Source organism: Pseudomonas sp. GW704-F2, from assembly GCF_059423025.1.
Genome location: NZ_JBWKXO010000012.1, coordinates 64,994 through 91,339 on the forward strand (window position 1 = coordinate 64,994; position 26,346 = coordinate 91,339).

Here is a 26,346-nt window from a genome sequence, read left to right on the forward strand (position 1 = left end):
CGGTATTTGCGCTTCGCAAGTCGAGTGGGTTGGCTTCAGGCCAACCGTTAATGAGGTGTAAAGCAATGAAAGTATTAGCCGCAATTCTGGGCGTGTGGATGGTTTCCCTGGGGGTCCAGGCGGGCCCGAATATCAACGTCGGCGTGGTCTATGACTACCTGGACGGGAGCAAGAGCAGCTACCTCAAACGCATCTTCAACGGCGGCACCAGCACCGCGTTCGTCAAGGTCGAGATCCTCGAAATCGTCTACGACGCCAGCGGCGTGCCCCAGGAAATTCCCGTGCAATCCCAGGCCGACGCCAGCGCCCGCGATGGCCTGATGGCCAGCCCCGCGCGCCTGATCGTGCCGGCCAACGGCATGCAGGGCACGCGCTTGCTGTACATGGGCGAGCGCGCCAGCGAGCGTTACTTCCGGGTGCGCTACATCCCGGTGGTGCCGGAAAAAGAGGACGCGTTTGCCTTGTCCGAAGAAGAGCGTGAGGAATATCAAAAGACCCTGCAGGCCGGCGTCAGCGTGCTGGCCGGCTATGGCACGGTGTTTTTCGTGCGCCCCAAGGACACCCGCTACGACACCCGCATCAACGATGGCGCCACTCGCTATGAACTGCGCAACAACGGCAACAGCGTAATCGTGGTCGATGAGTTCAAGAACTGTGTGGCCGGCAAGCCGACCGATTGCCATCCGACCACCAAGAACCACGTGCTGCCGGGGCGTGCCTTTACCTTCGATAAACAAACCGGGCGCCACTACACCTTCAAGCTGGTGGAAGGCGACACGCAGAAGAATCAAGAGGTGAAAGGATGAGCCGCTGGGCCGTGTTGGCGCTGTTGAGCGCGCTCAGCTTCAGCGCCCTGGCCGCCCGCGAGGAGGCGGTGTTCCAGGTGTCGGTCAAAGTCCCCACCAGTGACTTCTATGTATTGCCGCTCAACCCCGGCTTTCTGGAGCGTGAGCAAACCCTGAGCTGGAACCCGGTGACTGAAACCCTGAGTGCGCTGCGCGAGCCTTTCGATGTGAAAAACGTGTTGGGCGCGGTGGACGCCTACCTCGCCTATGAACCGGTGCTGTTCAACGGCCGCGACAACATTGCGCTCACCGTCACCTTCAATCAGCAGGTGCTGGGGCTCGACGCCATGCGCGTGGTGCCGGAAGCCGAGGCCCGTGTCGGCAAGCGAGTGCTGCTGGAAATTGCCGCGCAGAAGCCTGAGGACGGTTACCTCCCCGGCCAGTACTTCGGCAACGTGCAGATCATTTTCGATGCGTTGCGCCCATGAACCGGGGGCCACGCTTGAGTTTTTTCAGAACGAGTGAACCCATGCAAATCAAAAACAAGGTGTTGGGGCTGTGGTTGGCCGGGCTGCTGGTGGGGCTGCCCGCCGACGTAACGGCGGCCACCGTGGACATCCTGGCCTCGTTCCGGCCGGACCCCAGCCAGCCGGCGCGCAACGTGTTCAAAAACCACACGCCGCCGGGTAACAGCTATTGCACCTGGGCGCCGCAGTACTGCAACGAGACGCGCTACAGCATCGGTCTTCCGATCGATTTTCGGATGAGCGCGCCGATCGTGCCGGGCGGGGACGATCGCAATCATCTGTTGTTTCATGCGCCGACCGAACGCAGAAACATCACCGTCGTGCATGACGAAACGGGAGAGGCCGAAACCCTTCAGTTTCGGATCAGTGGCATTGGCATGGTGTTCCGGTGGCTGCGGCAGGACCCCACTGTGCGTTGGGAACACGATTATCCACCGCCACCGTGTCAATCCAGCGGGGTGAGTGTCGGCAACCAATGGCTTTTCGCGTTCACCTGGTTTTTGCCGGAAGGTGTCAGGGGGTGTGCGCAAAGAGCCGCCAGCCATATCCCCGCCGAGACATTTTGGTTCGATGGCCTCGGTTTCACCTACGAATTGGTCACGCCCGATCCCCTGGGGATGAGGGCCGGGACCTACCGCGGGCAGGTGACGTACAGCGTCGGGCCGCACAAGGACTTCGACCTGGGCAACGTGATGTTACCCAACGATGAGCAGATCACCCTCAATTTCATTCTTTCGGTCGATCACATCCTCAAGGTCGAGATCCCGCCGGGCGGTGAGCGCGTCGAGTTGCTGCCCCAGGGTGGCTGGCAAGGCTGGTTGAGCCAGGGGCGCAAACCGACGCGGCTGTTCAGGGACCAGACCTTCAACTTCTATTCCACCGCGCGCTTCAGGATCGGCATGGAATGCCAGTACGTCGAGGCGGCAGACAACACCTGCCGGATCCGTGACGCCAGGTCGGGGCGCTCGGTGCCGTTGCAGGTCGGCGTGACCATGCCCCACGGCATCGTCGACCCCGAAGGTCAGCCGGTCCAGCGCCGTCCGCTGCGGCTGGACGGCAGCGGCACGCACCTGTTGCTGTCGACGATGTTCGTCGACCGCAAGCCTGGCACCCTGCATTTCGAAGTGGCGCGCGACGATGTGGAGACGATGTTGCAGCCCGGTGAGTCCGGCACCTATGAAGGGAACGTCACAGTGATCTGGGATTCGGAGGTGTGACCCGCGGGGGTTGCAGGCGCGGGCATGCGCGCGCCTGCAGTGCCCTCACGTGTCGGACAACGGCGCCCGGTTACGCTGTTGAGCGGCGTTTTTCAGGGCTGTGCGGGTCAGGTCGCGCATCCAGTCTTTCTCCTTGTAGCCCAGGTCGTTGAGCAGGCGGTTGTAGAGCGCGTCGCTGATCGGCGTGTCGCTGAGCACGAGGTTTTCGGCCGTGTCCAGTTCGTCCGCCAGGGCCTTGAGCTGCTCGGCGAGCTGGGCTTTCTGCTGCGGCTCCTGTTCTTCGCGCCATTGCGCCTGCAGGGTTTGCAGGTCGTCCAGGCGGTAGAACTTGTGCGTGTACTCGGTGAGATTCTGTTGATAGCGGTTGTCGTAGGTTTCCTGCAGGAAGGTCTCCCAATACGGCTCGAGCAGCATCTGGTTGACCAGGCCGTCGCCCTGGCCCATTTCCCTTACCGTGGTGTACGCCTGCTGGATGCGGTCCGGGCTGACATTGGCGGTGTCGCGGTAGAGCATGTGGTCCGACAGCCAGGGCAAATCCAGCCTGTTGGCCAGGGCGGTCTGGTAGGCCAGGTGGATATCCACTTCGTCCACCGCGCCGGCCTCGCCGTCCACCAGCTCGGAGCGCAGGCGCTGGCCTTCGCCACCGGCGTCGATGGGCCGCAGGCGCCGGGCGACGTCCGCCTGGGCCACCAGATTCAGGTGCTTGAGGCGCGCCGCGCCCTTGGCCAGGGTCACCAGTCGGCCTTCGAGTTCAGCCAGTGACGCGGAAAAGCGCCGGGCTTCGCTGGCCATGACCTCGATCCCCATCTCATTGAAAATCTGCGCGCCGCCGTCGCCGCACAAACCGGGGAAGCTCGACAGCTTGAACAAGCGCTCGCGCAGGGCGCTGTCGGCGTGGGTGGCGTTGATCAAGCGCCACACCCGTTGCGTCAGCTCCGCTTGGTTGCGGGCGTAGCGCTGCTGGTCCTGGGGGTTCTCGAAAAACTCGGGCGGCTCAAGCAGCTTGATGACTTCGAAAAAGCCCTGGGAGCCGTGTTCGTCTTCGACGGCGTCCCACAGTTGCTCGCGGACAAGCCGGGTGTTGGCGTCGACGCCTTCCAGCCAGGGATCGCTGCTGCCCTGGGGCTCATAGGTGCGATACGGGTCCAGCCCGGCCTCGCTGCGGTAGCGTTCGTACAGAGTGCGCTGATCGTCGTTCAGCGTGTTGCGGTCCAGGCGGGTGCGCGCCACGGTGCGCGCAGCCGTGGGTTCCGGCGTCAGGGTGGGCAGGGCGCGGATCGGGTTGCCGCTCAGGTTCAGGTCGAACGCATCGTTCCTGGGGTGGGCAAACAGGCCACGGGGCCATTGGCCGATCTGTGTGTGGCTGAGGTCGAGGCGGCGCAGGTTGGGCATGCGCGTGATGTCCGGCGCGAGGCTGAGCGGGTTGTGGCTGAGGATCAGGACTTGCAGGCGGCGCAGGTTGCGCAGGCGCGTCACGTCTTCGGGGAACAGGGCCAGGCGGTTGCTCGCGAGGTTGAGGTTGCGCAGCAAACGCATCGCGCCAAGCTCGACCGGCAGGCTGGTCAGGTGGTTGTCGCTCAGGTCCAGGGAGTGCAGCGCCGGGAAGTGCTTGAGCAAGCCGCAATGGGTTTGCCCGACGCTGCTCTGGCTCAGGTCCAGGAATGTTACATGTTCAAAGTTGACGGTCAGCGCGGGCAGCGATTCGGGTAACGGCATGCCGTTCAGGTCCACGCGCGCGCCGTGTTGGGTGCGGCCCCAATCGTCGGTGTATTCGGCGTAGCGGTCGGCCCAGGTCTGTTCGAGGAGCAGCGCCAGGCGTTTGCGGCTGGCCAGTTGTTGACGCTCCTGGACGCTGCCTTTGGGGTGATGGGTGGGCGATTGTTTCCAGGTCTGCAATTGGCTGTGCAGGGTTTGTTTCTCCAGGGTCAGGTCGTTCAGGGTGGTGCCCAGTTGGTCGGTGGGGATCGCCTCGATAAAGCGGCTCAGCCGTTGCTCGCTGAGGCTCGGAAACAGGCGTTGCAAGACCTCCCTGGCAAACGTCGCCGGGTGATCGGCAGGGGCGGCGCGGCAGCGGCTGAGCAGCGGGCCGCCGAGCAACTGTTGGGTGTGCCGCTCCATCACCCGGTGAGTCGCCGGCTCAGCGAGGAGCGTGCGGCGCTCGGCCAAGGGTTCCAGGGCGGTCATCAGCCAGCGCCGCAGGTCTGCGCCTTCGCCGGGGCGGTAACCCAGCCCGCTGTGCGACGCGGCGGGCAGGCTCGACAACACGGCTTCGTACAGATTGGCCGGGCTGTGCAACGGTTGGCCGGCGCCGTCATAGACCGCATAACCGAGGCTGTTGTGGACCAACACCCGGCGAGTGGTGGCAGTGTCCGGGCCGGCCTGGCTGCGCAGGGGGCCGGTGACGGCGCCGTTGCGGATTTCAAGGTGCAGGTCGCTGAGCACGTCGGCGTGCAATTGCAGGGTCTTGAGCACCAGGGTTTCCGTGGCCGGGCTGGGCGACGCCGGTGGATAGAAGCCTTCGTAGGCGCGTGCCGCCTCGGCGGCCACGTGCAGCTCGTCGGCCAGGTTGCGCAGGCGCAACGGCCCGCGCCGGTGCGCGGCCAGGGCCTGGCGTTCGGCGGGGCGGGCGGTGTCGAGCAGGCGGCGGGCCAGGCTCAGGTCGAGGTCGGGATGGTCGTGGCGCAGGCTGATAATGCTGGGGTCGTCGCTCTCTTCACGGGCGCGGTAGACCGCCGGGGCGATGTCGCGGCTCTGGCTCAATACGTAGTCGGCCAGTTGCTCGCGTAACGCGTGTACCCGCTGCGACTTCGGCACCTCGGCGCCCAGCAGGCGGGTGATTGCCGCTTCATCGAGAAAGCCCAGCACCCGTTCCGGCAAGTGCCCGGACAGCACTTCGCCGAGGCTGATGCGCAAGGTGTCGGCGGCGCTGGCTTGCGCAGCGCCATAGCGGTGCGAGCTGCCGCTCAGGTCGGGCTTGAGGAACACTTGCAGTGCTTTGTTCCGGGGCCAACCGTCGAGTTCGGTGACCATCTGCTCGAACCAGTCCGAACTCGGGTCGGCGCTCAAGGCCTGCCCGGCGCGGATTTTTTCGCTGGCCACCTGGATGGCGTCGGCCGCTTCGAGCCGTTTGAGGCCGGCATCGAGCAATGGCGGCAGTGTTTCGTTGTACTCGTACATGCGGCGTAGGGCGCCGTCTTCGGTGGCGCTGGCGACCCTTAGCTGTTCCAGCTGCGTGTCACTGAACGGTTGCACCCGATGCCCGAGACGTCGCAGCAACTGCGCACGCTCCCAGGTGCGCGGGCGTTCGCCCTCGTGGGTCGCCGCGCCGTCGCCGTTCAATTGCAGGCGCGGGCGGTAGGCGTCCGGGCGTTCGGGGTGGACCACGCGGTGCGCGTCGCTGAGCGGGTCGTATTGCACCTCCAGGTGATGCTCGCCCAGGGCCAGCAGGGTTTTGCCGTCGTGCTGATGCAGGCCCGCGGGCGACGGTATCGAATCGGCGGGGATCGGGGTTTTCCGGGCGAACGCGCTGATGTCCGGGTTCCACAAGCGCCGGCTGCCGTCGGCCCGCTGCACCGGGACCAGGCCTTCGATGAAGGGCGAGAGCTTGAGCCGCGCCAGCTGACCGATGTGGCCGCCCGCGGCAAACAGGGCGAACTGGATCACGCTGTCGGCCACCCCCGCCACATGTTCCCAGGCTTCGGTGCGCCGGCCTTCGCTCCAGTCGACGACGCCTTCGCACACCTCGTCCATGATCTGGTAGGCGCTGTAGACCAGCATCAGTTCGCCGAGCACCGGCACGAAGGGCGTCAGCACCAGCAACGCGGCATTGAGGAGGTCGGCGAACATCTGCTCCAGGTTGTCCCACCAGGCCCAGCGGGCGTGGCGTTCGACGTCGGTGCTGGACACGGCGATAGTCCGCGCATCGTTGACGATTTTGTTCAGTTGCACGCGATACAGGTAGCTCCACAGGGTGTCCGCGTGGGGTGTCGGCGGGCGTTGGCGATAATCGTCCTGCCAGCGTTGCACGCTAAAGTGCAGGTTGGGGTCGCTGATCGGCGTGTCTTTCCAGCTCGGCCCGCTGTCGGTGCGGGCTTTTTGGTGCCATTGGATGTGGCTGAGGCGCGCATTGAGCCCGGCAAAAAAAGCCCCGCGCTCGGCATGGGGCACGAACTGGCTGAAGAACACCTGGTAGCGCGCCTTGTCGCGCAACTGACGGGTCAGTTCGGCCATGAACGCCTGGGGCGACGGGTATGCCTTGAGCGGGTGTTCGGGGTCTTCGGCGACATAAGCGATCACCCGAGGGCCTGGCGCGGCGATAAACAGCACGATGCCCACCAGCGCGACGTTCATCACGCTGAGGGTGTAGGCCTGGAGCGGGCTCGGCCGGTCGCTCAGCAGGTCAAGCATCGAACCGTGCGTCTCGGGCTCGAGGTCGCCCTTGGCCAGGGCCAGGTGGGCGGCGCTGTTCAGCGCGGCTTTGTGGCGTGCGACCACCTCGTCGTGAACCGTGCGGGCCAGCGGCGGGTTATTGAAGCCGAGCGCCTGACTGAGCTTGAGTTGATACTGCGCGCCGAGATCCAGCTGGCGGCAAATGTCTTTGAACCCCTGCGCCGTGAGGCGGGCGCCGCTGGTGCGGTGGGTGATCGACAGCACATCGCGCTGGCCGCGTGCATCGCTCGGGCCGAGGAAGGCGAAGTCGAGAAAGTCGTCACTGGCGGCGAAGTTGCCCAGCGCCGCATCGAGCAACGACACGGTCTTGCTGGTCTGTGCGCCGCTGATGTTGATCTTCCACCAGGCCAGGTTGGCTTCGACATAGAGGCGCAGGTAGGTGTTGCGCACATCCACCGCGCCATAGTCGCGCAGGGCGTGTTTGAGCAGCGGTTCGGCGAAGGCGTACACATCGTTCAACCCGGCGAGCCGTTGGTCCAGGCGGTTTTGCCGATGCCAATGTTCGGCAATCGCGGCCTTGAGCGGGGCCGGTGCGGTCAGGCTGTTGAGGCGCGCGGTTTTCAATGCGCCGAGGCGTGCGGGCGTGGCCTGGGTGAGCCAGGCCGGCAGGGCGTCGCGGATGTGCGCGTAGTGGGCGCCGTTGAAGGTGCTGTCGAGTGACGGTAGAGCGGGCATGGATCAAGTCCTGTAAAGGGTGATCCATGAGTGTGTGTGGCGGCGTCGCGCCGCGGTGGCAGATAGGTAGTGCAGCCGGGCGTCAGGGTTGGCGGGCCAGGCACAGCGTCGGGTCGCCCGGTTGCAGCAGCGGGTTGAGCATCGGCGCCATGCCCTTGAGCACCTGCACCGGCAAGGCCGAGGTGAAGGTGAAGTGCTGCGCCGACGCCCCCGGCACAAACGCGGTGAGGGTGCCGAAGTGATGCGCGCCGATGTAGAACACGAAGGTCGCCGTGCGGTTGATCGATTTCGAACTGAGCATGCGCCCGCCGGGCCCCATGGCCTCGATGCGGTTATCGCCGGTGCCGGTTTTGCCGCCCATCGCCAGCGCCGTGCCGTCCGCCAGTTTGAAGCTGCCGGCCACTCGCTTGGCGGTGCCGGCGTCGACCACTTGCGACAGCGCGCCGCGCAACGCCGTGGCGACTTCGCTGGGCAGCACCCGTTTGCCGCGGTTCGGGTCGTTGACCACGCGGGTTTCATAGGGCGTGCCGCTGGCGAATTGCAGGCTGTCGATACGCAGCACCGGCAAGCGCACGCCGTCGTTGAGGATGATGCCCATCAGTTCCGCAAGGGCGGCGGGGCGGTCGCCGGAACTGCCGATGGCGGTGGCCAGCGACGGCACCAGATGGTCGAACGGGTAGCCCACGGCCTGCCAGCGCTGGTGGATATCGAGGAACGCTTCGATCTCCAGCATGGTGCGGATCCGGCTGTCACGCGCACTCTGGTGACGGCTCTTGAACAGCCAGCTGTAGACCTCCTGGCGTTCGAATTCACTGGCTTTGACGATTTCGTCGAAGCTCGCCTCAGGGTGGTTGAGCAGGTAGCCCAGCAGCCACAGGTCCAGCGGATGCACCTTGGCGATATAGCCCTGGTCCGGCAGGTCGTAGGCGCCGGGGCCGTAACTCTGGTAGAGCCGTTCGAGGCGCTCGTCGCTGAGCGTGTCGGGGGTTTTGAGGTTTTTCAGGTGCGAGCGCACGAAGGTGTTGAAACTCGCCTGGCTGGCCTGGGGCAGCAAATAGCGGTGGACGGCGGCCAGGCGGATCGCGGTGGGGTGCAGGCTGTCCATGAAGGTGTCGAGTCGGGCCTGGGTGTCTTTGTGGCGGTATTTTTTCCAGAACTTGAGCAGGAACGCGGTGCCTTCGTGGTCGGCGAACTTGGCCAGGTATTCCTGGCGGCGCGGGTCGTTGTCGTCCTTGAGCAGCCGTGCGCTGTTGTCTTCGCCCGAATAGGTGGTGTAGCGCACCAGGTCGCGCATCAGGCGAATGAACGGCAGGTTGATCGACTCGCGCAGGGCATCGCGCAAGGTCGGGTTGCGGCCGTTGTCTTCGTTGCGAAAGTTATGGAAGCGGTGCAGGCCGCCGCCGGTGAAAAACGCCTCGCCGGGGCTGGCCGAGTAGGTGCGGTCGAGGGCGGCGTCGAGCATTTTCGCCAGGTCGCGGTCGCTGTGCTGGATCAGGTAATTCAGCGCCCAGCGCGAGAGCACATCCTGCTCGGGCAGCTCGACGCTTTTCAGCTCGGCGGGCGTGCGCGCCTGGTAGCGTGCATGCAGCTCGGTGACGATCTGCAGGTAGGTGGTCAGCACCCGCAGCTTGGCGGTGGAGCCCAGTTCGAGTTTGCTGCCTTCGTTGATATCGAACGGCTGGTCGGTGTTGTCGGTCTGCACCCGCACGCGTGCGCCGTCGGGCGTCAGTTCGTAGAGGGTGAAGCTGTAGCGCACCTGCGGTGTGCTTTGCGGCGTCAGCAGGCGCGGGCCGAGCAGGCCCATCTGCGCGGCGAACGCCGGGTCGGCCAGGTGCTTGAGGTAGTCGGTGGCCTGGGTTTGCAGCGCGTAATGCAAGGTGCTGGTGGCCGACAGGTCGAGGCGGTCGAGGTCATACAGCGAGCGGTTGAGCAGGCTGGCGAGACGGCTGCGGGCGACGTTGATGGCTTTGTTGGTTTCTACCGGCTGGAGGGTCGGTTGCTGCTGCCAGTCGCGGTAGGTCACGTGGCTGGCGAGGGCGGCGGCGGACAAGGTGGCGGGGATCACCTGGTTCTGCGCGAGCAGGCGGATATGGCTGTCGGTCAATTGCGCCAGCTCTTCGCGGCCTTTGGTCAGGTAGTGCGAGGGCCGGCGTTGGGCAATCATCAGCGACAGCACCTGGCGCAGGGCCAGGCCGCGTCTGGCCAGGCTCGCCGGGTCTTGCGCGCTGTCGCTCAGCGCCTGGTTGACCTGATTGAAGTCGGCGCCGTACCACACCCGCAGGCCTTCGGCCAGGCCATGCACTTCGCCGTGGCCCGGCACGGCGGACAACGGCACGCTGTTGAGGTAGTCGCGCACGATATTGCGCCGGCTGCCCGAGGTGTCCGGCCCGGCCTGGTAGGCCCGCACGCTGGCGGACATCATCTGGCGGATTTTCTCGCCGCCGGACAAGGTCAAGCCGTCGGGCGAATGGCGATATTTCTCGAGCTGCGTGGCCAGGGTGCTGCCGCCGGCGGTCTGCCCCGGCAGATGCACGAGTTTGGCCACTTGCGACCAGGCCGCCTTGGCAAAGCGCGGCCAGTCCACCGCCGGGTTGGCCAGCGGTTGCGTGGGGTCCAGCAGGTCGCGGTCCTCAATGAACAGCAGGCTCTGCACCACCAACGGCGGAACCTCGGCAAAGCTGGCGTAGAGCTGTTGCGGGTAGGTGAAGGCATACAGCGGCGCGGCGCGGCAATCGGTGATGCTCAGGCCGGCCTGGACTTTTTCCGCGTAGGGCACGAACAGCCCGTGCTCGGCATAGCCCAGCAAGGCCGGGGAGAAGCGTGTCTGGGCCTGGATCAGGTAATTGCGCTTGAGCAGGCGCGGTAGGAATTCATTCAGCGCGCTGTAGCCCAGGCGCCGGTCGAACGGGCCGTCGCCGGGGTACACGATGGCATCGCTGGCGCCGGGCTCCAGGCGATAACTGAGGGTGGCGGCCAACGGGCTCAGGTAGCGGGCCTGCAGGCGCGAGGTGTGCATTTCCACGCTGGCGGCCCAGCCCAATGCCAGCAGCGCGAGCAACAGCACCAGCCACACCAGGCGCCACCACCCGGATCGCCGGCGGGCGCTGTGTGGCAATGGCAGTTGATCCGGGCTGTCGGTTGGCAGCGCAGCCTGTTTCGAATCGGTTTGCCATAAAGCACCCATAGTCGATTCATCCATTTACGCAGATTGATCGGACTTGGGTGAAGCTTAGTCGTTGGTGACGAAATGTGTCGGCTCACGGCTGCGGGCGTTTCACGCCGTTGCGCAGCAGCGCCAGCCAGTTGCGGTCGTTGGCCTGGCCCCAGCGGTAGGTGCCGCGATCGTTGAAAAACACCGAAATGTCTTCCAGGTACCACATGTGCATTTTGACGTTGAGTTGACGCACATAGTCGCTTGCCGGGCAGACGATGGCTGCCCAGGGGTCGCATATCCACAGGCCGACCCAGCCCGCTTCGCTGAAGTCCAGGGTCGAGCCCAGCGTCGCCGGCGGGTTCCCCACCACCACAAACGCGTGGGCGGGCGGGCTGGTGCCCCAGACGCGCGCGGCGCCGCCGTTGAACCTGATCAGTTCGCTCGCCACGTGGCCCATCTGGTCGCAATTGCCTGCGCCGGTCTTGAGGATCACTTCGGTGTAGTTAGGCTGGCCCGCCCGGCTGTACTGCCACATCACCAGCGGTTCGGCGATGGCCAGCCGTTCCAGCTCGTCGACCCCCGTGCCCACGATGTTGGCCGAGCCGATCCCGGTGCTTTTGACCAGCGCCACGGTGCTGGCCTGGGCCTTGCTGGCCAGGTACTGATTGAGGGTCTGGCCAGGCTGGGCGAGGTAGGGCGGCCAGGTGTCGAGTTTCAAGGGTGTGACGGCCACGCTCATGCCCAGGCGCTGCCCCTGATCGCTGGCGTTGAGCAACAACTCGCGCTGCTTGATGACCCGCAGGCCGCGTGACTGCTCGAGCAGGCGCTTGAGTTTGGCCGCACCGAAGCCGCGCCTGGCCAGTTGTTGGCTCAGTACCTCCAGGGTGGGCAGTGTGACCAACGGGCGGTTATGCACAAACCCGGCGGCGCTCAAGTAGTCGAGCTTGCGCTGGCTGAATGCGCGGATCAGCTGTTCGGGTTCACCGCCGAGGTTGAAGTCCAGGCGGTTGAACAGCATCGCCGGTGCGGGGGCGATGGCGATGCCTTCGTAAAAGACCCCGGCGTCGGCCTCCACGATAATCCGCGTGCCTCCCGCCGGGGTCAGTTCGATCGCCATGGCGCGCAGGGTTCGGCTGTCATCGGTGCCCACTGTCAGCCCGGTCAGCTCGACCACGCGCGTGTCGCGGTTGAGTTGATTGTCCAGCTGATTGTTGGGCAGGCCGAATTGCGCTTCGTTGGCGATGAGCCGACCGGTGAGCTGGGGCTTGTAGGTCAGCGGCGCGGTCCTGGCCACTGGCGTCAGTTCAAAGCTGGTGCCTTGGGGCAGCGCTTCGTACAGCCGGCGGTTGTGGACCAGCTTGCGCGGGTCGGGGCCGACGGCGGGGGCGGGGATCAGGCGCAGGTGCTCGATGGCCTGGGCGCGGCGTTGCTGGATCGAGGCGTTGAACGCGGTGAGTTTTTTGGTGAAACAGATCAGTGGGATCGGGCTGCGTTTGCTGCGCGCCGCACCGCACAGGCTGTCGAAGCCTTCGGCGGCCTTGAAGTAGGCGGGCGAGGCCAGGTCGTCCAGGTGGGTCGGCGCCTGGTGCTCCAGGCGGAACAGGTTGTCGCCGTCGAGCAGGTCGGTGGCGTCGCGACGCGCAATCAGCAGCGGCTGGGTGGCGAACAGCCGTTCGCTGACCAGCACCTGCTGCCCGCGGGCGTTCTGCATCGGCGCCACGCCAAGGGCGCTGTCCAGGCGAAAGGTGTGGCTCGGCGGCCCATAGGGTTTGCCGGTGAACGGGTGGCACGGGTACCAGTAGTTTTTGTGCAGCAGCGCATTGATCCGCAGCAGGTCGCTGCCGCGCAGCAGCGTGCCGCTGCCGAGGTCGGCGCCGGCGAGCAGCCGGGGGTAGTCGAGCAGGAACCGGTCGGCGGTGCGACGTTGAACCTGTTCGATGGCCGTGTGGAGGATTTTCCGCGCACCGCCGCTCAGCCGGATCACCCCGCTGCGAGCCAGCCTGAACAGGCCCGGAAGGCCGTCCAGCGGGTTCAGCGCGGTGTTGAGGAAGGCGCCGCTCAAGCGGGCCAATTGCAGCAGTTTGATCGGCAACGGCGCGGTTTTTTTCAACACCGCCAGGGAGGCCGTGAGAAAGCGCTGGGTGGGGAAAAGCAGCGCCAACAGGTCGATAAAGCAGGCGTAGCCGCCGTCGATGACACGGCGGGTGTCGCCGGAAGCGAGGTCCTCGGCGCAGGACCAGAACGGCACGAGGGCTTTGAGGCGTGTCCACAACCGATCCCAGCGTTGTTGCATCTGCTCGCGCTGCGTGGTCCCCCGGGCTTGCAGGTGCAAGGCGTCGACTTCGAGGAAGAAGTGCTCGCGCACGATGGCTTGGGCAATGGCGCGGTTGAGCGTCGAACCATAGGTCAGCGCCGCCGCCGTCGGCGGCTGGGCGGCGGGCGGGCTGAATGACCACAGCGTCTGCACAATGACCTTGGCGCGCACCCCCGGCCGTGGCGGGCGCCCGTTGGCATAGGCGTCCCAGTCCAGCGGCAGTTCATCGCCCATCAGCAGTTGGGTGACCGGGCGGGTGGCGTGGGGAGTGCCGGTGGCCACCGACATCAGCGTGCCGCCCTCGCGGAATGCCAGCGGTGCGCCGCGGCGTTTGTCGACGCGGTTCAACAGCGGGAACAGCTCGTATTCCTGCACCGCGCTGGGCGATGTACCGCGCAGGATCACGCCCATTCGGGCGCTGCGCGCCAACGCTTCCTCCGGGCTCAGCAGGGCGAGGTCTTTGCCGGGTTCTTTTTTCAGCACCAACAGCTGCAAGTCGGCCTGTTGCAGGTGGCGTCGGTCGGCCAGCGGCAGTTGCGCCAGCAGGTCTTCGATCAGGCTGCTGTAGGCCTGTTTCAGGCGTTCGATGTAGGCCGCGAACGCGCTGTCGAAGCGTTGATGGATGTTGCCCAGGCGCCCGAACGATGGGCGCAGTTGTGCCAGGTCCAGTTGGGGCTCGGTGGACTGCCAGCGGCTGTCGCTCAGTTGGCCATCCATGTGCAACTCCACCAGGCTGTGCAGGCTGTAGTTCCGGCGCTCGTGATGGTGCATCGGGAAGCGCAGGCTGCCGCTGGCGAGCGGCGGGACGGGGCGCCACAGGCAGGCTTTGTCCAGCAGCGACTGGTTGGGGAATAGGTTTTTCAGGTCGGCCAGGGCAATGCTGCGGCGGGTCGGTGGCGCGTCGGCAAAGGTGATCAGGGCTGCCTTTAAGGCGTGCAGGCGTTGGCTGAGGCGCAGCTTCAGCGCGTCGATTTCATGCGCGAGGTAGGCGGTGTTGTCGCGTTCGGGCAGTTCGCCCACGGTGATGGCCCAGTCGAGCAGGGTGCGGGTGGCGAGGTATTCGCGCCACTGTTGTTGCTGGCCGGTCGTGGCGGGCATGGATGCCAGGGCGAGCATGTCGTGGTAGCTCAGCTGGCGCGGTGAGCCGGGCGCCATGGCCTGCGCGATCAAGACCCCTTGCTTGAAACTCATCCAGGCGATCGAGCTGCGAAAGCGCATCGTCGCGGGCAGCCCGCGCACCAGAAACTCCGGCGCGGCGCCGGCCAGCAACAGGTGGGCGGCGAGGGGCGCAGCGCGGGTGGAGACCTTGCAGGTTCGCACCAAATGCAGTTCCAGGTCTTGGCGCACTTCGCCGTGGGGCTTGCCCGCGTGGGCGCTCAGCTCGAAACCGGCGATGGGAGCGCCTGCTTCGCCGGTTCCAGGGTCGAGGTCGAGGATCAGGGCGCTCAACACCAACAGGTCGAGGCTGGTCTGGCTGGCGGCTTCGTCCGGGTGCTGGCCGTACCAGTGCAGCGCCGTCACCAGTTGTTGGCCCAACTGCCGCGCCGGTCCGCGCCGCAGCAGTTGTTTGAGCAAGTGGTCGGCCTGGGCGCGGATCGCGTCAGCGCTCAGGTCGCTCAGCAGTGTGCCGCACAAGCGGTCAAGCAGGCGTGGGTGGCCATCGGGCAGGCCGTGATTGGCGGTGGCGAGAACGCTGTGGCGCTGTTCGCTGAGCAGTCGTACCGGCGAGTGGGGCGTGGCGCTCAACAGCCCATGATAGTCGCCGAACTCGGGGCGGCGGGGCAGGTTCATCTCCAGGGTTTGCAGGGTGTCCTGGGCTTCGTCGACGCTGGTCGGTGGGGCAAGATCATGCTGTTGCAGCAGTTGCTGGAGGGTGAAGGGGCCGCAGATGGGGTGCGGGACAACGGCGGGATGGTGCGGCGCGCCGGAGTCCGGTGCGGGGTGCAACGTCACGCTGGCCGTGTCGATTACGTGGTCGTTGGGCGGGGCTTGGATCAGGCCTTTCAAGCACTCGGCCATGACGTCGCGGTCATGGTCCTGGGCCAGCCACTGCTGGTGCTGCATCAGGGCGAGATCGGCGTTGGCCAGGTCGCTGACCGGCAGCGTGGTCAACGCCGTCGACTGGCGCAGCGTGTCGATCAGCACGCGGGCTTCGGCGGGTGTGTCGGGCACCGGCAGATCATGGCAATTGAGCAGTTGGGCGAGGCTGAACTGGCCGCTCTGGTGGACAAAACTCCCCAACTGCTCGGCGACTTCGACCAGTTGTTCAAGCTGGCCGTCCAGGGGCAGCGCCACCAGTTGTTCGATGCCGATATCCACCAGCCCGCCCCAGGCTTTTTTGCCGCTGAGCCGGCGTGTGGCGGGATCGAACATATACGTGCCGGGTTGCAGGCCGTCGACCGCTTCCAGCGCCAGGAACGACGGGTTGCGGGTGATGGCGTCGAGTAACGCGGCGCCGGTTTGCTGGGCGGTGGCCCAGAACGAACCGGAGTCGAGTTTGAAATAGCTCCTGTAGCAGGAAAACAGGCTGAAATCGTCGTCGTCGAGCAGGGCTTGCAGTTGGTCGGCGATCTGTTGCCGGTCTTGATTCAACCGCTTCAACCCGTCATCCAGCCCCGCCTTGGGCTCGGCGAAACTGTTCGATTGATCGAGCGCCTGGGAGATCACCCTGCGCTCGCCGCGATGCTCGGGGTAGGGATAGCCATAGAAATTCAGCACCGATTGCGCCGGCAGTTCGAGCGGCGCGGTTTCGAGCGGCACGTCCAGGCCGGCCAGCTCCACCGGCAGGCGCGTGGCCCAGGCCCGCAGGTGTGGGCGGCTGAGTGCGCGGCGGTACACCTGCAGCCAGCAGCCCAGGGTGGAGTGCTCGGGCACGATCACTGTGGTGGAGTCGCCGTTTGTCAGGTGATTGAACAACGCGCTGATCAATTGGCCATCGGCGGCCAGGCGTCGTGCCCGGCCTTGCTGGAGTACGTCGAGGGTGGTCGGCATGGGGAGATCCTTTCGCTGGGATTGCCGTCCTGGCAATCGAAGCACCCCATGGTGAAGGGGCGGCCCGGCAGCGGGTATGGCGATGCTTCCCGTTCGGCCGTGGCCGGCTTCCGCGTTGTCCGCCCGATGGGCTGAAAGTATTGAAGCAGAGCCTTCGGCTGGGTATATACGGCCTAGGTAGGGGCATGACGCTGCACCAAAGCTGTGCAATACTCGGCGCGCGTCAAACGGAGAAAATCCTTACGCTATCCAGGTAATGCCCCTCCACAAAAGCCGCTTTTACCGCGAGTTCTCGCTGAATCTTGCCGTTTATTAAGTGAAAAACCCTGGGTTGAGCTTTTTATACTGCACCCCCGCTGAACTGGCCCTGGCCAGACGGGTTGGCCCATGAGGCGAACCCGGTGTGAGGCGTCCTGGCGGACCTGCTGCGACGTCGAGTACTCGGTGGCTTAATCCAATAACAAGACGAGGTTGTACCCCTATGCCAGTTGGCAACCACCTGCCTCATGGCGAGACCGCTCAGGGCGGCCCGCTGAAACGTGAACTGGGCGAACGGCATATTCGCCTGATGGCCCTCGGCGCCTGCATCGGTGTCGGCCTGTTCCTTGGCTCGGCCAAGGCCATTGAAATGGCCGGCCCGGCGATCATGCTCTCTTACATCATTGGCGGCCTGGCGATCCTGGTGATCATGCGCGCGCTTGGCGAAATGGCGGTCCACAACCCTGTCGCCGGCTCGTTCAGTCGCTATGCCCAGGATTACCTCGGCCCGTTGGCGGGCTTTCTCACCGGTTGGAACTACTGGTTCCTGTGGCTGGTGACCTGCGTTGCGGAAATCACCGCCGTGGCCGTGTACATGGGCGTCTGGTTCCCCGATGTGCCGCGCTGGATCTGGGCCCTGGCGGCCTTGATCAGCATGGGCACGATCAACCTGATCGCGGTGAAGGCGTTTGGTGAGTTCGAGTTCTGGTTCGCCCTGATCAAGATCGTCACCATCATCGCCATGGTGATCGGTGGCGTCGGCATCATCGCGTTCGGTTTCGGCAATGACGGCGTGGCGTTGGGGATTTCCAATCTGTGGGCCCACGGCGGCTTCATGCCCAACGGTGTGCAGGGGGTGTTGATGTCCCTGCAAATGGTGATGTTCGCCTACCTGGGCGTGGAAATGATCGGCCTCACCGCCGGTGAAGCGAAGAACCCGCAGAAGACCATCCCGAATGCCATCGGCTCGGTGTTCTGGCGCATTCTGTTGTTCTACGTCGGCGCGTTGTTCGTGATTCTGTCGATCTACCCGTGGAATGAAATCGGCACCCAGGGCAGCCCGTTCGTGATGACCTTCGAGCGTCTGGGCATCAAGACCGCCGCCGGCATCATCAACTTCGTGGTGATCACCGCTGCATTGTCGTCCTGCAACGGCGGCATCTTCAGCACCGGGCGCATGCTCTACAGCCTGGCGCAGAACGGCCAGGCCCCCGCGACCTTCGGCACCACCTCGCGCAACGGCGTACCGCGCAATGCGTTGCTGCTGTCGATCGCTGCGTTGCTGCTGGGCGTGCTGCTCAACTACCTGGTGCCGGAGAAAGTCTTCGTCTGGGTCACCTCGATTGCCACCTTCGGCGCGATCTGGACCTGGGTGATGATCCTGTTGGCGCAGCTCAAGTTCCGTAAGAGCCTGAGCCCGGCGGAACAGGCGGGCCTCAAGTACCGCATGTGGCTGTACCCGATCAGTTCCTACCTGGCCCTGGCGTTCCTGGTGCTGGTGGTGGGCCTGATGGCGTACTTCCCGGACACCCGCGTCGCGCTGTATGTCGGCCCGGTATTCCTGGTGCTGCTGACGGTGCTGTTCTACACATTCAAATTGCAACCGACCCAAGTTGCCCAAGGCGTCGCGCGCTCGGCGTAACGCTTGTTCAAGGCGGCCTGTGGCGCACAGGCCGCCTTGATGCGCTCAATCGCGCGGCAACGCGTGAAGGGCGGCGTCCGTCAACTGGCCGATGAGGCGGTTGCGCTCGGCGGTCTGCGTGTCGATCAGCGCTTGCAGGCGGTCGAGGTGTTCATCGGAGTGTTTGTCCGGCAGCTCCTTTTGCAAGAGCCCGATCTTGTAGCGGGTCACTTCCTTGATCGTTAAGAAGGGCGCGGGAAAGCGTCGTTCCAGGTAGTCGAGCCAGAAGTCGCAGGTTTTGTACGCGTTCGCCAGCCCAGGGGAATCCTTCAACCCGCGCAGCATTTGACGCGCCTGTTGGACATCGTTGTCGACCACGCCGTACCCCTCCACTGAATACAACATTTGGTCCGCCTGGACCGGCAGGTTGAATTCCTCGCGCAACATCACCCGATAGAACAGGGTGATTTCGGCGGGGTCCGGCGAACGCCCTTGCGCGGTCAAGCGGCTGATGTGATCGTCGGCGAACTGGTCGAGCTGCTCCAGGTAATACACTTGTTTGGCCAGGCCGAGCAGTTCGCGGTCGATGCGGTTTTCGTCGTATCGAGCGAGGGTCTGATGCACTCGGTGCATGAGCTCCATGTTGTTGAACAGCAGTATGGCGCCGTCGCCACAGGTGCCCGCCGCATGGGTGTTGAGGAACACTTTTTCGCGCAGCTCGGTGGAGTTGCTCAGGCCATCGAGCAGGTTCCAGACCCGGAATGTCAGTTTTTTACGTGCATTTCCAGCGATGGTGTACTCCAGAGACTTGGTCAAGTCCGCCAACACTCTAAAGACATCATCGGGACGGGCGCCTTCATGGCTTGACAGACCGTTCCACAGTTCTCTGGCGCTGTCGTGTTTAAAGGGTTTCAGGTGGACCAGCCAAGGCAAAATGCCGCGTTCGGCGGGCGGCGTGTGGGCGATGCCGGGGAGGGAGCCCCCTACGGCCATGCCAATGTCGACGTGGTATTGCCTAACGCGCTGCAAGGTTTGGGGCGACAGCGGATTGTCATGCAGGAACGTCGAACGATTTCGGATGATGGCTCTGGGGTGGGTAAACACACGCTCGGGAATGCTGGAAATCTGGTTTTCCTGCAAGTACAGGGTGTTCAGATTCGCGTGATCTGCGGCGCCGATCGGCCATTGTTGGGTATGGGTTGCTCTTAAATCCAAGGTCGAGAGTTGGCTCATTCGCGTGACGTCGAGCGTGATCCCCAGGGGGTTGTAACCCAGGTTGAGGTTTTCCAGGTTGACCATGGCGGCGAGGCGTGCGGCGGACTCCTCGGTTAAAACCAGCGCATTGCCTTCCAGGTTCAGGCGGGTGAGTTGCGTCATCTGGGTGATGGCGCTCGGTAGCTCGCTCAACTGGCAGTCGATTTGCAGGGCCCGTAAGCCTGGGAAGAGCGCGAGGAATGCATGGCCCGAGGCGGGGAAGCTGTCCCCGGCGATACTCAGGTGCTCGATGTGCTCGAAGCCCCTGAACCCGTTGATAAAGGCCGCCGTGGGCAGATCGATGGTGTCCAATTGCAGTGTTAATGACTCCGCATGAAACAACCCATCGATGTAGACCTGTGGCGGCTCATCCCGTCGCCAGGCCCTGCGCAGTGTGTTGGCGATATGGCGACGACGGCCCAGATGGAGGCCCAGTGGGTCGGTTTCGTCGTTGTCGGTGTCACGGGGGGTGTCGCTCCAGCGGGTCAGTTCAATGTCCAGGAAGCTGTATTCGGCCTGGCGTCGGTCAAGCTCGATCAGGGCGGCCGGCTCATCCAGGTTGAGCCAGCGGATGAAGGTGCGGGCGGTGTCATTGTCGAACCGGGGGTAGAGTTCCTGGACCCTGCTCACCAGGTCCGGCGCGCGATTACCGCCGAATGGCCACAGCCAGTTCCAGGCGGGGTACACCAGAAATGAGCGATCCAGGCCCATCGGCGGTTGCAGCCAGGGTTGCAGGTGCGGCAGGTCCAGCAGGCTTTTTATCGCCACGCGCTGGGACAGCGCCAGCTTGGCGATCTGCTCCTGGAGTGGCGCGAGGTCGTCTTCATGTGTGATTCCCAGCGTGCTCCGTTCGGTATCGGTCAACGTCTGGATGATGGCCGACAGCAGGTTGCTGCCGCTGCCGGCGGGCGTGGCGAGAGGCGCTCCTTGTGAGTCGTAGGCGTGGTAGACCTGGTGTTGCTTGACCAGCACTTTTTGGCGCGTCCCGGCCGGGTTGCCGGCGGCTTCGATGCTGGAGCCGCTGAAGTGTCGGTCGCGGACTTCGATGCGCAGGTCGCTGGGCCAGCCGGGCACGGTGTTGAGCAGGTGCAGGATGATCCGGTCGCTGTCCGGGTTGATCAGGTTGTCCAGGTACAAGCCCTCGAAGGCGCGGTTCAGACGCACCTCGTGGGCGGTCAGTCGGGCTGTTTCGCCGAGGCGCAGGCTCACCTTGCCGTGCTCGTGCAGTTGCTTGAGTTCGCGGGGCGTTGCGTGGCCGAGGATGCTGTCGACGGTGTTGTTGGGTAAGTCGGCATGTGCGGCCTTGAAGCGTTCGCGCGCGACGTTGGGGCTGCGGTGCTCGCTCTCTTGGTAGAGCGAATTGAACAGATGGTTGGTTTCTTTCTCGGCGAACTCGACGATTTTTTTCACCAGTTTGAACAAGCGCTCTTCAGCGGAGCTGGGCAATTCGCCCAACAAGGCATTGATCAGCGTGTCGTAGCCGGTGAGTTGGTTCAGCAGGCGGGCGTCCCTGTAGTCCTGCTCGGTCACGAGGATTGTTTCAGCGTTCGGGCCCGCACTGGCCGGGTATTGATAGCGCCCCTCGTTCCCGGGGCCGACGATCTGCAGTCTGTGGTTGTCCGGCCATCCCGGCAACGCGGAGATCACCAGCAATTGCAGGGCCGGCTCGGCTTCCTGGGTGTTGGGGTTCACCCTCAGTGCATTGATGAAGTGTTGAATCTGTTGCTCGATCTTGAAGCGTTTGCAGGTGTCGGCCAACAACGGCGGCACCGGGTGGGTGGCACGGTGTACCTGGCGCAGCACGTGGTCCGGGGTGTCGGTCAGGGCGAGGATTTGACTGGCCCGTTCCTGCGTAAACGCGTAGTCCTCCTGCCCCAGGCGGTGGAATAGCTGGTGGGTGTCCCAGGTCATCGGGTTCTCGCTGGCCAGACGCCAGGTGCCCTGGCCGTTGTGCTCCAGGAGCGGGGTGTCGACACCGATTTTTTTCGGGTGCTTGAGCCGCCATTTGAACAGCGTTTTATCGAAGACGATGCGGAACAGGCTGCCGAACAGCGGCAGGTATTCGTTGCCCTCAATCATGAAGATCCCGTCGGTCCTGGGTTTGAGGCCAGGTGACAGCATTAGGTTGTGTTGGTAGGGCACCAGCGAACCATTGACCAGGCTGACGTGACCTTGGGGGTTGCGTCGGGCGCTCATGTTGTCCCCCAGGGTTTTGCGCAGGCCCTTGGCGTCGGTGACACTGCTCATGCCCAGTTGTTGACGTTCGTGGGGGTGGAGCACCGAGGCGATGGCCAGGTAGAAGCTGTCTTGGGCGGGTGAGACGGGGATTTCACTGTCGTTGCGGATGTCATAGGCCTGGTAGCGACCGCCGGGGTGCAAGCGCAGGTTGACGGTGAGGTCGTCCGCACCGCTGGGCACGAAGGTCTCGCCCTGGCTGACATCCGTGACCACGAAGGGACGCTTGAGGGTGTCGCGGATCAGCGCTCCAGCAAATTCCCGGGCCCAGAGGTCGGTGTCGGCATTGAAGTCGCGGGGGTTGTACAGGCTGTCGATCACCGCGTCGATGCGCAACGCGGTACGTTGGCGATCGAGTGTTTCAACGAACGCTACCGGCAGGGTGCCACCGCTCAGAAACGCCTCTTGCTGGCGTGCTGTCAGCGGGTGCTCGGCGAGTAATCGCGCAAGGTTGGCGGCGGTCAGGGGCGGGTTCAGGTCGCGCAGTTTTTTCAACAGGGGCGTGACGGTAATCAAGGCCGGTGACACCTTGACCGGCAGAAACCGTCTTGCCGCCGGTGCGGCGGCGAGTTCCGCTTTTTCATAGCCCCAGTAATCGAACAGCGCCGAAAACAGCGCGTGGCGCTCGAGGCTTGCCAATGCGCCAACCTGTTCGCGTACGCTGCTGACGCGCGCGTCCTCGGAGGCGTTGGGTTGGTCCTCTTTACCCAGGGCCGAGTCGCGTGGTTGCTGGCGGATGATCAGTTGAAGCAGGTGCTCGTTGCCCTCGGGGCCGCTGCCCGCGTCGTTGAGGTCTGTGTAGCTGCCATCCTCGCGGCGCTTGAGGTTGATGGCATGGGCGCGTGGGGGTGGTTGCTCGGTTTTGCCGTAGGTCTCGATCCGCGTGCCTTGTGCATCGTGGACATGCAGCAGGGTGTCGGTCGGCCAGCCGTTGAGTTGGGTCAGCAGGCAGAAGACCGTGCTGTCGGCATGCGCCGGCAGTTGGCCGGGTTGGGGGAACCGCTCGATGATTTGCTGGATGACCTGATCGACCTGCAGTCGCCGGGCGCCTTCGATCAGGTTCAACGGTGCCGGCTGGGCACGCCACACGCGATCCAGCGTATCGCGAGTGGTGGCGGTGCTGCGTAGCATGTGTTCAAGGTCGGCCGACGGGATCGTCGACGCCCCGTTGGGCAGCATGCGTTGCAGCAACTCCGGGTTGGACAGGAGATGGGCATTGTGCAGATCGAAGGTCCAGGCCTGGAGCTCTGGGGCGAATATGATCGCTGGGGTGTAGCCGTCTTTACCGCGTGTGAGTACATAGCGTTTGTGCGCGTCGTCGAATTTGACTTCGATCAGCACGTCCATCTCGCCCTGGCGCAGTTTGGCGTAGAGGTGACCCTCGACCGTGTAAATGCCCAACGCGTTGGGCGTGATACCGTTGACCAGGCGCTGGTTGTCGTGGGCATACGGTTGGGCGTCGGCTTTCCAGAGCCCATGGCTGCCGTCGGCGCGCGTGATTTTGTACGGGTTGCCGAGTTTTTCCAGGTACGCGTGCATGCGTTGGCGATGGGCCCTTCCGGCGGTTGAGATCAGCTTGCCGCTGACGGCCAGGTCGGTGACATCGGCCAGCGCCGAGGCAAATCCGCTGGCTTCGCCCTTGGCCAGCTCATTCACGCCCTGGGCGGCGCTGTAGGTCAGGCTGCCCATGACCGCGAGTTGCATGACCCGGTTCATGCCGGTGACGCCGCCGGGCAATGGCGTAAGCAGCATCTGCAGCACTTCACCGGCAATCGCCGCCGCCGCATCTTTGAGGGCTTGCCAGTCTTTTTCCGAGCGGGTTTGCGCCAGTGTGTCGAGGTCTGACTGAAAGCGCTGGATCTGGCGATAGGCACACGCCTGCACCAGGGTGATTGCGCGCCCGGATTTGATGTCGGTGTTGAAGCGGATGTTGTCCAGGGTCTTTGTTGAGAAGGCCAGGTGAAAACCGTCGTACACATAAGCGCCTAACCAACTGAACCCCTTCAGATGCGGCGCTTTGTTGATCAGTGATCTGAACACCGACAGCCCGATCAAGGGCAATTGCCGGGAGAACCAGCCCAGGTCTTTTTTCGCGTGGCTGTCAGTGAGTTGTGTGCGAAACGCGTACTCGGCGGCCTGGGTATCGTCGTGGTATTGCAACGCCCCGCCGGGACGGAAAGGGAAGTAGGACAACACGCCCAGGCTGGCCACGCGAATCAGCATTAAGGGCACGGGGATGCAACTGTCCCAGGGGACGAAGGGCACCGAGATCAGGGGGGTGATACCGGAGCTCAGGTTCAGCGTGTCGAACGGCAATTGCGCACCAGTGCCTTCGATGGCGGCGTTGAGTCGCGTGTAGATCTCCAGGGTGACGCCGGTAGTGGCACGGTTGCGGTAGGCTTCGATTGCGTCGAACAGCAGGCTGGCCTTGGCCGACGCCTCGAACAATGGGCGCAACGGCCCTCCCGGCGCCATGGCGGTACGGGCTTTGTCGCGCAACTGAGCGCCCAGGTCCAGCGTGCGGGCGGCTTCGATGAAGGCCAGTGCGCCCAGGCTTCTGTCGTTGTCCGGCCCCACGATATAGCTGGCTTCCACCAGGCTGAAACCCGAGTCCCCGTGAATGGAGTGGGTGAAACCGTAGTTGAGGCAGGCCGCTTCCCACAGCGACATGTGCTTGAGATGCTCAATGTAATGGAAGTCGTAATGGGCCCGACGATAGCGCGCGGCGGGCAAGGGCACGGTATTGAGCGGAAGGAGCGGCTGCGGCGGGTCCCAGGGGAAGCCCTGCTCCCGTTTCTCCTTGTAGCGGGTGAACAGGGTGTATTGCTCGGGATCGCGCCCGCCGATTTTTTCCCGCAGTTGCGCAAGGCCTTGAGTCTTGAAGTCGCGGGTCAGCGCTTGCTGGGCGTGTTCCAGAGCGGTCAAGGCGCTCAATGCTTCGCGTTGCAACCTGACGTAGCGGGCTTTTTCCTGTGGGTTCAAGCTGCTCATGGCTTGAATCACGTTGTTCTGAATCTGCTCAAGGGCTTGTTGCCGTGACCAGGAACTGCTGGACTGCAAGTTGCCTGATAACCCGTTGAGTCGTTGATAAGTTGACATCAGCCATACCCTTTCACGATAAGTGGAAGGGCATGGAAGCACCGTCGCGAAAACGGCCGGGGCTATCTATTTAATGATGATGTGGGCAGTGAGCGACGCGCTTGCAACCTGCTGTCCAGGCGTTTGTTGAATTCCAGCCAGGTCGCCAGAGCGCCCATCAACACCACGCCTGCCAACGCGCTGAATAGCTGCATGGCCAACGCGTCGCCGGCCAGGGCGTTGAGCATGTCCGCCAGCGGTGCGAGCAGCACGCCGAGACAGAACACCTCCAGGGAATAGCGGCCCATGCGGCAAGTCTGTTGCGCCAGCCAATGGCGGGTCCAGCCGGCATGGGGCAAGAGCTTGGCGGTGACATAAGCCAGCGCCAGGAAATGCACCAGGCGCACCGGCGACAGGTCGGTCTTGCTGATGGGGTACAGCCGTTCGCTGAGCCACGCGGGCATCAGCGCGTCATGCACCTCGGGCCAGCGCCAGGCCAGCGTGATGATCGCGGCCAGCAGCGAGTAGCCCGCCGCTGCCACAAACAGCGGCTGACGCAGCAGCGCGCGGCGCTCTGCTACGCGTGGTTGGCGGGCATGAATCGCCGCCGCGCCGCCGAGCACAAACAGCAACTGCCAGGTGACGGGGTTGAAGTACCACACGCCATCGGCAATCGCCCGCAGGTTCCAGCCCATCCACGGCGCCAGCAGGTACACGCTCAACGACACGCCCACCACCGCCCAGGTCTGGCGCAGCAGCAACGGCAGCACCAGCGGCAGCCCGCCGAGCAGCACGATGTACAGCGGCAGCGGGTCCATCAGGTTGGGCTTGAAGCGCAACAGCAATTCATCGGTGAGCGCCTGCTGCGGGTGGGTGACGAAGTGCGTCAGGCCCATCTCTTCGACCAGGTCGCGGGTTTCCACATGGCTGTTGGCGAAGAACACGATGCCCATCAGCATCGCCAGCAAAAAGATATGCACCACATACAGCACCCAGGCGCGCCGCAGGATTTTCAGCGAGGCGATCCAATAGCCGTCGCGTTGCAGGACTTTGCCGTAGGCCAATACGGCGGCGTAACCGGCGAGGAACACAAACACCTCCGCCGCATCGCTGAAACCGATGTTGCGCAGGGTGATCTGGCCGAGGGGGTTGTGGGGGACGTGATCCCAGAAAATGAAGATCAACGCCAGGCCCCGAAAAAAATCGATGCGCGGGTCGCGTCCGTTCAGCATGGCAGCGGGCTCTTGTACGAAAGGTTTAGTAATGACTGGCGCGCGCGGCTGTTGTCTTACGCCGCACGTCGAGCGGGCGCAGGTTGGCGGTATTTGTAAGCGATTGCAAAGGCTGGGTATTACTGAATGTCTCAATGGCGGCACGGGGGCAACATGGGCCATCGCCAGAAAAATCTGGCGATGGTCGCGAAGTCCCGCAACGGCATGTGAACCTGCTGGTTTCAATAGTGCCGTCGGTGGTCCGCTTCAGCGCGGTAAAGGCTGGGTCAGAATGCGTCCATCAGCAGCACCCTGCAGGGCTTGGCTTGGTGCTCATTGATCTGTGGCACCAGCCGGGTGAAGTGTTCGGTCTGGCAATGGGTATCGAGTGCCGCCTGATCGGGCCATTGCTCGACAAAGATAAAGTGCCCCGGGTCTTTCTGATCGACAAACAGATCGTAGGCGATGCACAGCGGTTCCTGGCGGGTTTTTTCCACCAGTTCGGCGTACCACGGGCGCACCGTGTCCAGGTGTTCGGGCTTGATGAAATCTTCCGCGATGACTTTCAACATATCAT

Annotated in this window: 10 protein-coding genes; 4 read left to right on the forward strand and 6 right to left on the reverse strand. The window is 64.1% G+C overall.

Translation table 11 applies throughout. From position 1 onward, the window contains the following. Positions 1–65: 65 nt before the first annotated feature. Genes AC07W0_RS12800 through AC07W0_RS12810 form a run of 3 tightly spaced genes read left to right on the forward strand, consistent with a single transcriptional unit; the run spans position 66 to position 2,529 of the window. Positions 66–806: a hypothetical protein gene (locus tag AC07W0_RS12800; protein ID WP_017844572.1), complete on the forward strand. Its 741-nt coding sequence runs from the start codon at positions 66–68 to the stop codon at positions 804–806. Continuing rightward, positions 803–1,273, forward strand: coding sequence for a CS1 type fimbrial major subunit (locus AC07W0_RS12805; protein WP_017844573.1), 471 nt, complete (start codon positions 803–805; stop codon positions 1,271–1,273). Before AC07W0_RS12800 ends, AC07W0_RS12805 begins: the two co-directional genes overlap by 4 nt. Before the next feature lie 41 nt (positions 1,274–1,314). Then, entirely contained in the window at positions 1,315–2,529 is a 1,215-nt protein-coding gene (locus tag AC07W0_RS12810; protein WP_017844574.1) for a hypothetical protein, read from the forward strand. A gap of 45 nt (positions 2,530–2,574) precedes the next feature. On the opposite strand, the gene AC07W0_RS12815 is transcribed toward AC07W0_RS12810, so the two are convergent. The 3 genes from AC07W0_RS12815 to AC07W0_RS12825 all read right to left on the reverse strand — a co-directional run bounded on the left by AC07W0_RS12815 (position 2,575) and on the right by AC07W0_RS12825 (position 16,112). Then, positions 2,575–7,653, reverse strand: coding sequence for an NEL-type E3 ubiquitin ligase domain-containing protein (locus tag AC07W0_RS12815; RefSeq protein ID WP_102617525.1), 5,079 nt, complete (start codon positions 7,651–7,653; stop codon positions 2,575–2,577). An 82-nt stretch (positions 7,654–7,735) separates the two neighbouring features. Further along, positions 7,736–10,837: a transglycosylase domain-containing protein gene (locus AC07W0_RS12820; RefSeq protein WP_046485821.1), complete on the reverse strand. Its 3,102-nt coding sequence runs from the start codon at positions 10,835–10,837 to the stop codon at positions 7,736–7,738. Between the two features lie 73 nt (positions 10,838–10,910). Next, the gene (locus tag AC07W0_RS12825; RefSeq protein ID WP_046485819.1) at positions 10,911–16,112 is read right to left on the reverse strand and encodes a hypothetical protein; all 5,202 of its coding nucleotides are present in this window, start codon (positions 16,110–16,112) and stop codon (positions 10,911–10,913) included. Between the two features lie 481 nt (positions 16,113–16,593). Here AC07W0_RS12825 and AC07W0_RS12830 point away from each other — a divergent pair, with 481 nt between their 5' ends. Then, positions 16,594–18,012 (forward strand): amino acid permease, encoded by a 1,419-nt coding sequence (locus AC07W0_RS12830; RefSeq protein ID WP_046485818.1) that lies wholly within the window; start codon positions 16,594–16,596, stop codon positions 18,010–18,012. A 45-nt stretch (positions 18,013–18,057) separates the two neighbouring features. Here the strand turns inward: AC07W0_RS12830 and AC07W0_RS12835 are convergent, their stop codons facing one another. The 3 genes from AC07W0_RS12835 to AC07W0_RS12845 all read right to left on the reverse strand — a co-directional run bounded on the left by AC07W0_RS12835 (position 18,058) and on the right by AC07W0_RS12845 (position 26,341). Further along, complete coding sequence (locus tag AC07W0_RS12835) at positions 18,058–24,579, reverse strand: NEL-type E3 ubiquitin ligase domain-containing protein (protein WP_256580828.1); 6,522 nt, start codon at positions 24,577–24,579, stop codon at positions 18,058–18,060. A gap of 62 nt (positions 24,580–24,641) precedes the next feature. Next, positions 24,642–25,790 carry an OpgC family protein gene (locus tag AC07W0_RS12840; protein WP_102617523.1) on the reverse strand — a complete coding sequence of 383 codons (1,149 nt, stop codon included), beginning with the start codon at positions 25,788–25,790 and terminating at the stop codon, positions 24,642–24,644. Between the two features lie 266 nt (positions 25,791–26,056). Beyond that, a complete protein-coding gene (locus tag AC07W0_RS12845; RefSeq protein ID WP_017844581.1) occupies positions 26,057–26,341 on the reverse strand; it encodes a putative quinol monooxygenase in 285 nt (94 codons plus the stop codon). Positions 26,342–26,346 lie beyond the last annotated feature (5 nt).